Source organism: Pseudomonas sp. K5002 (assembly GCF_013386655.1).
Taxonomy (GTDB): domain Bacteria; phylum Pseudomonadota; class Gammaproteobacteria; order Pseudomonadales; family Pseudomonadaceae; genus Aquipseudomonas.
Genome location: NZ_JACARK010000769.1, coordinates 1 through 7782 on the forward strand (window position 1 = coordinate 1; position 7782 = coordinate 7782).

Here is a 7782-nt window from a genome sequence, read left to right on the forward strand (position 1 = left end):
GCGCTGCTGTCCACCACCCGCCTGGCCCTGGACGAACAGGCGATGGCGCGCCAGCTGGATCTGTACCTGGCACTGCTGCGCAAGGTGCCCTACTCGCCCCACACCACCCTGCCGGAAGGCGACGGCCTGGCGCTGATCAAGCACGTCAAGGACATGGACCTGCTGTCGGAACAGAGCGATGCACTGGGCAAGATCCTCTACCTGGACGAGCAGAACGCCGTCCTGATGACCTACTACCGCAACAACGTGCTGCACATTTTTGCCCTGCCGGCGCTGCTGGCGAGTTTCTTCCAGAGCAGCTCGCGGATGAGCCGCGAACAGATCCTGCGCTATACCCGTGCGCTCTACCCGTACCTGCAATCGGAGCTGTTTATCCGCTGGTCCCTGGACGAACTGGATGCTGTGGTCGACCAGTGGCTGGACGCCTTCGTCGAACAAGGCCTGCTGCGTTTTGAAAACGACGTGTACCTGCGCCCGGCGCCCAGCTCACGGCAGTTTGTGCTGTTGACCCTGCTGTCCAAGAGCATCGCCCAGACCCTGCAACGCTTCTACATGGCGATCTCGCTGGTGCTCAACAGCGGCCAGAACAGCATCAGCGCCGAAGAGCTGGAAGACCTGTGCACGGTCATGGCCCAGCGCCTGTCGATCCTGCACGGCCTGAATGCCCCGGAGTTCTTCGACAAAAGCCTTTTCCGACATTTTATCCAGACCCTGCTGGAGCAAGATGTGCTGCGTCGCGACGAGGCCGGCAAACTGAGCTATCACCCGCTGCTGGGTGAGCTGGCCGAAGGTGCAGCCAAACGCGTATTGCCCGCGGAGATTCGCCTGTCGATTCGCCAGGTCGCACTGCATCGCAGCGAAGAGGCGCCAGACCAGCCTGTGGTACCCGAAGAAACACACTAGAGTGACCGAGGCGCCAGGGTGTTTCTGGCGCCGTTGACAAGGAGCTGCACCATGAAAAAAATCATCCTCCTGGGCCTGACCGCCCTGCTGGGAGCCTGCCAGACCATGAGCCCCGCGCCCAAAGCCAGCCTCGATGGCGAAGTCTTCTACCTGCAACGCATCGCCCTGCCGCCCGCCGCCACCTTGAGTGTGACCCTGCAGGATGTGTCCTTGATGGATGCCCCGGCCGTGACCCTGGCCGAGCAGAAAGGCCCGGTGAAAGGCCAGGTGCCGCTGCCCTTTCATCTGAGCTACGACCCGACCCAGGTCAAGCCTGGCCACAGTTACTCGGTGAGCGCTCGCATCGAACTGGAGGGCAAGCTACTGTTTATCACCACCGAACGGCACTCCGTGCAGTTGAACGGCCAGGACCCACAACCGCTGCGCCTGCGCGTGGATGCGGTTGCACACTGATTAAAATATCGAACATAAGGAAGCGCCCATGCTCCGTAACTCCCTTCGCCTCACTGCCCTGTGCGCCGGCTTGCTGCTCGGTGCCAACGCCATGGCCTTGTCCCTCGGCAGCCTGTCCCAGGGCGACGCCACCGGCGGCCTCAAGGATGCACTGACCCAAGGCGCACAGATTGCCGTGAAACAACTGGGTGTGCCCGGTGGTTTCAGCAACAACCCCGAAGTGAAGATCGGCCTGCCGGGCAAGTTGGGCAAAGTCGCCGACAAGTTGAAAATGTTCGGCATGGGTGACCAGGTCACGCAACTTGAAACCAGCATGAACAAGGCGGCCGAGTCTGCTGTCACCCAGGCCCAGCCGATCCTGGTAAACGCGGTGAAAAACATGAGCGTGACCGATGCCAAGGGCATCCTCACCGGCGGCCAGGACTCGGCCACCCAGTACCTGAACAAAAGCAGCCGTGACGAGATCCGGGCCAAGTTCCTGCCGATCGTCAAGGCCGCTACCGACAAGGTCGGCGTGGCCCAGCAGTACAACGCGCTCGCCGGCAAGGCCGCCACCTTTGGCGCCATTGATGCCAAGAGCGCCAATGTCGAAAGCTACGTGACCGAACAGGCGCTGGACGGGCTGTTCAAGATGATCGCCCAGCAGGAAGAAACCATTCGCAAGAACCCGGCGGCGGCTGCCACCAGCTTGGCCAAGAAGGTGTTCGGGGCGCTGTAGACCATACCCGGCAACTAAAAACGCCCTGAACTATTCAGGGCGTTTTTTTTAATAGCGGCACTTGCAAGGCAAATCACTACCCACGGCATTGCTGTTGCTGCTGTTGGTGGTGTTGTTTTCGGTTTTGATATTAATGTTGATCTCGGGCTGGCCATTGCCATTGGACCGACCGAAATTCGGCCCTATTCCAAATACAGCCCCCAACAGGTGCAGTGGTGAAACCAGTATTGGAAAAATCATACGCACTCCTCGATATTTAGGGTCAAAAGCCCCCTCTGAGTGGCAAGGCAGCCCGAGTGGTTCCCGGGCTGCCTCGAGTCAGCGGCTATCGATGGATCGGAAAGAGTGCCGATGACCTCTGGTAGGGTTGGTGGGCCTCATGCACCGGCGCCTGGTGATACGGCTTGGGCCGCGCAGGCAGGACAGGCCCCGTTGGCCGGGAGTGATGGCCGTGGTTGAAACCGGGCCGTCCATGGCCGGGCTTGTGCGGTCGCGCCGTATCAGCTTCTTTATTGGAACCAGGCAACAGATTGCCCAGCAGTGACCCCAGGAAAGCACCTTTGAAAGCTGCCAGGGCAGACAAAATAAACATATGACACTCCATGAACTCATTGTTGTTCATCGGGACCGCAGGCTTGCGGCCCCGACAACGACGTCTGTCAATCAGACAATTCTGAGTGGAGCACCACGGGCAAACGTTCCGTCGCCCAGGGTCGCAGTTTGCGTCTATGTGTGAATGACCAGAGGCATTTCCTTACAGGACACCCCTGCCACTCGCAGCCTTACACCGCCTCCTTGCGCACCCGAAACCACGCCGCATACAGCGCGGGCAGGAACAACAGGGTCAATGCCGTCGCAACAATCAAGCCGCCCATGATCGCCACGGCCATCGGCCCGAAGAACACGCTGCGGGACAGCGGGATCATCGCCAGTACGGCCGCCAGCGCCGTCAGCACAATCGGCCGGAAGCGCCGCACGGTCGCCTCGATAATCGCCTGCCAGGGAGCCAGGCCGGCCTTGATGTCCTGCTCGATCTGGTCCACCAGGATCACCGAGTTACGCATGATCATCCCCGACAGCGCGATGGTCCCCAGCATCGCCACGAACCCAAAGGGTTGGCGGAACACCAGCAGGAACAGTGTCACTCCGATCAGGCCCAAGGGCGCCGTGAGAAACACCATCGCGGTGCGGGAGAAGCTGCGCAATTGCAGCATCAGCAAGGTCAGCACCACCACGATAAACAGCGGCACACCGGCCTTGACCGAGTTCTGCCCACGGGCGGAATCCTCGACCGTGCCGCCAACTTCCAGCAGGTAGCCGTCCGGCAGTTCAGCACGCACGCCTTCGAGGGTCGGCAGGATCTGCTGCACCAGGGTGGCCGGTTGTTCCTTGCCGTAGATATCGGCGCGAACGGTCACGGTCGGCAGGCGATTACGGTGCCAGATGATGCCTTCCTCAAAGCCGTATTCCAGGGTCGCGATCTGCGACAGCGCCACGCTCTTGCCGTTGTCGGTCGGCACCGCCAGGCTTGGCAGCAGCGACAGCTCGGTGCGCTCATGCACCGTGCCGCGCAGCAGGATTTCGATCAACTCGTTGTCTTCGCGATACTGGCTGACGCTGGAGCCCGTGAGGGAACTCTGGAGGAATTTCGACAGGTTGGCGGTGCTCACGCCGAGGGCACGGGCGCGGTCCTGGTCAACGTTGAGGTAGACGATCTTGCTCGGTTCTTCCCAGTCCAGGTGCACGTTGACCACGTGGGTATTTTCGCGAACCTTGGCCGCCACTTTCCGCGCCAGGGCCCGGACTTCTTCGATGTGCTCGCCCGTTACCCGGAACTGCACGGGGTAGCCAACCGGCGGGCCGTTTTCAAGCCGCGTAACCCGCGAACGCAGGTCCGGGAATTGTTCGTTGAGGGTTTCGATCAGCCAGGTGCGCAAGCTTTCGCGCTCCTCGATGGTCTTGGCCAACACCACAAACTGGGCAAAGCTGGCGGCCGGCAGTTGCTGGTCCAGCGGCAGGTAGAAACGTGGCGAACCGGTACCGACATAGGCCACATAGTTTTCAATACCTGCATGTTCCTTGAGCAAGGCTTCAAGGCGTTTGACCTGGTCGGCCGTATTGCTCAGGGACGCGCCTTCAGCCAGTTTCAGGTCGACCATCAGTTCCAGTCGCCCGGAAGCCGGGAAGAACTGCTGGGGCACAAAGCGGAACAGCGCCACCGAGCCGATAAACAGCAGCAAGGTCAGGACGATCACCGTCTTGCGCCGACGCACGCACCATTCCACCAGGCGTCTTACGCGCTGATAGAAGGGTGTGCCGTAGGGATCCGGCCCGTCGGTGCCATGCTTGGCCGCATGAATCTTCGCCAGGTCCGGCAGGAGTTTTTCCCCCAGGTACGGCACGAACATCACGGCGGCGACCCACGAGGCCAGCAGCGCAATGGTCACCACCTGGAAGATCGAGCGGGTGTATTCACCGGTGCTCGATTGCGCCGTGGCAATCGGCAGGAAACCCGCGGCCGTGATCAGGGTGCCGGTGAGCATCGGGAAGGCTGTGCTGGTCCAGGCGAAACTGGCGGCCTTGAGCCGGTCGTACCCTTGCTCCATTTTGATCGCCATCATTTCCACGGCGATGATCGCATCGTCCACCAGCAAGCCCAGCGCCAGCACCAGCGCGCCGAGGGAGATTTTGTGCAGGCCGATGCCGAGGTAATACATGGTGGCAAACGTCATGGCCAACACCAGCGGAATCGCCAGGGCGACCACCATGCCGGTGCGCACGCCCAGGGAGAAAAAGCTCACCAGCAACACAATCGCCAGGGCCTCGGCGAGCACCTGGACGAATTCGCCGACACTGGTTTTTACCGCTGCCGGCTGGTCCGACACCTTGCGCAGTTCCATACCGGCAGGAAGGTTCTTCTGCAGGCGTGCGAATTCGCCTTCCAGGGCCTTGCCCAGCACCAGGATGTCGCCACCATCACGCATGGCCACGGCCAACCCGATGGCGTCGGCGCCCATGTAGCGCATGCGCGGCGCCGGTGGATCGTTGAAGCCACGATGAATCTCGGCCACGTCACCGATACGGAACGTACGATCACCGACGCGGATCGGGAAGTCGCGAATCTCCTTAACGGTCTTGAAGTTGCCGGACACCCTTAACTGCACGCGCTCGCTCGGGGTTTCAAAGAAGCCGGCGGTGGACACCGCATTCTGTTCCTGCAACGCCTGCTGCACGGCCGCCAGCGGCAGGCCGAGGGTGGCGAGCTTGAGGTTGGACAGCTCGATCCAGATCTTCTCGTCCTGCAAGCCCAGCAGTTCGACCTTGCCGACATCCGGCACCCGTTGCAGCTGAATCTGGATGCGGTCGGCGTAATCCTTGAGCACGGCGTAGTCAAAGCCATCGCCGGTCAGGGCGTAGATATTGCCGAAGGTCGTACCGAATTCATCGTTGAAAAACGGGCCCTGGATATCCGGTGGCAGGGTCTGGCGAATATCGCTGATTTTCTTGCGCACCTGGTACCAGAGGTCCGGGATCTCTGCGGAGTGCATCGAGTCCCGGGCCATGAAGGTGACCTGGGATTCACCGGGCCGCGAGAAGGAGACGATGCGCTCGTAGTCGCCGGTCTCCATCAATTTCTTTTCAATACGCTCGGTGACCTGGCGCGACACTTCCTGGGCCGTAGCGCCTGGCCAGTTGGTCTTGATCACCATGGCCTTGAAGGTAAACGGCGGGTCTTCGCTTTGTCCCAGCTTGGTGTAGGACAAGGTGCCGACCACTGCCAGCAGGATCATCAGGAACAGTACGATCTGGCGATTACGCAACGCCCATTCGGAAAGATTGAAACCCATCGGGGACTACTCCTTGGCCGCCAGACTTACCACTCGATTGGCGCGATCCACCGGGCGCACTTGCTGGCCCTCATGGAGTACATGCACACCGGCGGCGATCACCCAATCAGTGGGGTTCAAGCCTTCCAGCACCGGCACGGTTTTCTCGCCAAAGGCGCCGATCCGCACCGGTGTGCGCTTGAGGGTATTGTCGGGCTGCACCACCCAGACGTAGGACGCGCCGTTCTCCGCGCTCAGGGCAGACAGCGGCACCGCCAGGGGAATCACCCCGTCAGCCTGGATGAAGACGCGAGCGCTCTGCCCCAGTTCCGCAGGCACTTTGCCGCCGGTAAACGCGACGCGGGCGGCGAAGGTTCGCGACTTTGGATCGGCAGCCGGCGACAGTTCGCGGATGCGGCCGTTGAAGCGCTGGTCAGGCTGGCTCCACAGTTCCACGGACACCGGCTGGCCAATCTTGAAACGCCCGAAGCTTTGCTCCGGCAGGCTGATCAACACCTCCCGCTCGCCATCGGTGGCCAGGGTGAATACGGTCTGGCCGGCCGACACCACCTGGCCGACTTCCACTGCACGCTTGGCGACCACGCCATCCTGGGGTGCGCGCAACACGGCGTAACCGGCCTGGTTATTGGCCACGTCGAATTCGGCCTTGATCTGCTTGAGGCGTGCTTCACCGGAGCGGTAGAGGTTTTCGGAGTTGTCGTACTGGGAGCGGCTGACCATCTGACGGTCCATCAGGGTCTTGTAGCGGTCACGCTCGGCGCGCACCAGGCTCAAGTTGGCGTCGGCAGCGGCGACCTGGGCGCGGGTGGCTTCCAGTTGCAGGCGTACGTCCTGAGGGTCGAGTTCGGCCAGGGGCTGGTTGGCCTTGACGCGCTCGCCCTCCTCCACCAGTCGTCGGCTGACTTTGCCGCCAATGCGAAAGGCCAGGTCGGGTTCATAGCGTGCACGCACCTCGCCCGGGTAGCTGTCGGAAGCCTGCGCCGAAGGCTCTGGCTGAACCACCATGGCCGGGCGGACGGTGGTTTGCGCCGCTTCTTCATGGCCACAGGCAGCCAACAGGAATAACAAGCTGGCAGGCAACGCGAGTGGCAGGAAATAGCTGCGCATGCTGAAGGACCTTTCGCTAATGGTGCTAGGAATAATTATACTGGCCAGTATGTTATTAATACCAAACTCACCAGTCCAGTAATAAAGTGAAAATGTCCGACAATCCTGTGAACACCAATAGCCCCGGGCGTCCCAAGGACATGGCAAAACGCCAGGCGATTCTTGATGCGGCGAAGATCCTGTTTTTGAGTAATGGGTATGCCAGTACCAGCATGGATGCCGTGGCAGTGGAGGCGGGGGTGTCGAAGCTGACGGTGTACAGCCATTTCACCGACAAGGAGACGCTGTTCTCGGCGGCGGTGGTTGCCAAGTGCGAAGAGCAGTTACCGGTGATGTATTTCGAGCTGCCCGAGGGTATGCCGGTGGAGAAGGTGCTGCTCAATATCGCCCGCGGGTTTCATGTGCTGATCAATAGCGAGGAGTCGGTGAACCTGCATCGGTTGATGATGACTTCGGGGAGTCAGGATCCGAAGTTGTCGCAGATCTTTTTCGAGGCCGGGCCGATGCGTATGTTGCAGGGGATGGAGCGGCTGCTCGGTAAGATCGACCAGAGTGGCGCATTGCGTATTGCCAAGCCGTTCACCGCGGCGGAGCATTTTTTCTGTTTGCTCAAGGGGACGGCTAATTTTTGTTTGTTGTATGGGTGCGGGGGGCAACTGAGCGCAGAGGCGGCCGAGGAGCATGTGCAGGAGGTTGTGGGGCTGTTTATGCGGGCTTATCGGGCTTTTTGAACTGAGTACATATCCGTTATTT

5 protein-coding genes and 1 pseudogene are annotated in these 7782 nt (G+C 60.9%); 4 read left to right on the top strand and 2 right to left on the bottom strand.

The window, feature by feature from the left end; genetic code table 11:
• The 3 genes and pseudogenes from HX846_RS28125 to HX846_RS28135 all read left to right on the top strand — a co-directional run.
• Positions 1 to 903, top strand: a pseudogene (locus HX846_RS28125) (glycerol-3-phosphate 1-O-acyltransferase); the annotation flags it as partial.
• Positions 904 to 954: 51 nt separating this feature from the next.
• Positions 955 to 1356: a YbaY family lipoprotein gene (locus tag HX846_RS28130; protein ID WP_003219355.1), complete on the top strand. Its 402-nt coding sequence runs from the start codon at positions 955 to 957 to the stop codon at positions 1354 to 1356.
• A gap of 28 nt (positions 1357 to 1384) precedes the next feature.
• Entirely contained in the window at positions 1385 to 2074 is a 690-nt protein-coding gene (locus tag HX846_RS28135; protein ID WP_003219356.1) for a DUF4197 domain-containing protein, read from the top strand.
• Positions 2075 to 2856: 782 nt separating this feature from the next.
• On the opposite strand, the gene HX846_RS28140 is transcribed toward HX846_RS28135, so the two are convergent.
• Both HX846_RS28140 and HX846_RS28145 read right to left on the bottom strand, forming a co-directional pair.
• Positions 2857 to 5922, bottom strand: a complete 3066-nt coding sequence (locus HX846_RS28140) for an efflux RND transporter permease subunit (RefSeq protein WP_134325827.1) — start codon at positions 5920 to 5922, stop codon at positions 2857 to 2859.
• Positions 5923 to 5928: 6 nt separating this feature from the next.
• Positions 5929 to 7029, bottom strand: coding sequence for an efflux RND transporter periplasmic adaptor subunit (locus tag HX846_RS28145; RefSeq protein WP_003219359.1), 1101 nt, complete (start codon positions 7027 to 7029; stop codon positions 5929 to 5931).
• Between the two features lie 92 nt (positions 7030 to 7121).
• Here HX846_RS28145 and HX846_RS28150 point away from each other — a divergent pair, with 92 nt between their 5' ends.
• The gene (locus HX846_RS28150) at positions 7122 to 7760 is read left to right on the top strand and encodes a TetR/AcrR family transcriptional regulator (protein ID WP_003219360.1); all 639 of its coding nucleotides are present in this window, start codon (positions 7122 to 7124) and stop codon (positions 7758 to 7760) included.
• The last annotated feature ends 22 nt before the right edge of the window (positions 7761 to 7782 follow it).

Coding starts and splice junctions, on each gene's coding strand:
- HX846_RS28130 (WP_003219355.1), top strand. CDS start 955: ATGAAAAAAATCATCCTCCTGGGCCTGACCGCCCTGCTGGGAGCCTGC.
- HX846_RS28135 (WP_003219356.1), top strand. CDS start 1,385: ATGCTCCGTAACTCCCTTCGCCTCACTGCCCTGTGCGCCGGCTTGCTG.
- HX846_RS28145 (WP_003219359.1), bottom strand. CDS start 7,029: ATGCGCAGCTATTTCCTGCCACTCGCGTTGCCTGCCAGCTTGTTATTC.
- HX846_RS28140 (WP_134325827.1), bottom strand. CDS start 5,922: ATGGGTTTCAATCTTTCCGAATGGGCGTTGCGTAATCGCCAGATCGTA.
- HX846_RS28150 (WP_003219360.1), top strand. CDS start 7,122: ATGTCCGACAATCCTGTGAACACCAATAGCCCCGGGCGTCCCAAGGAC.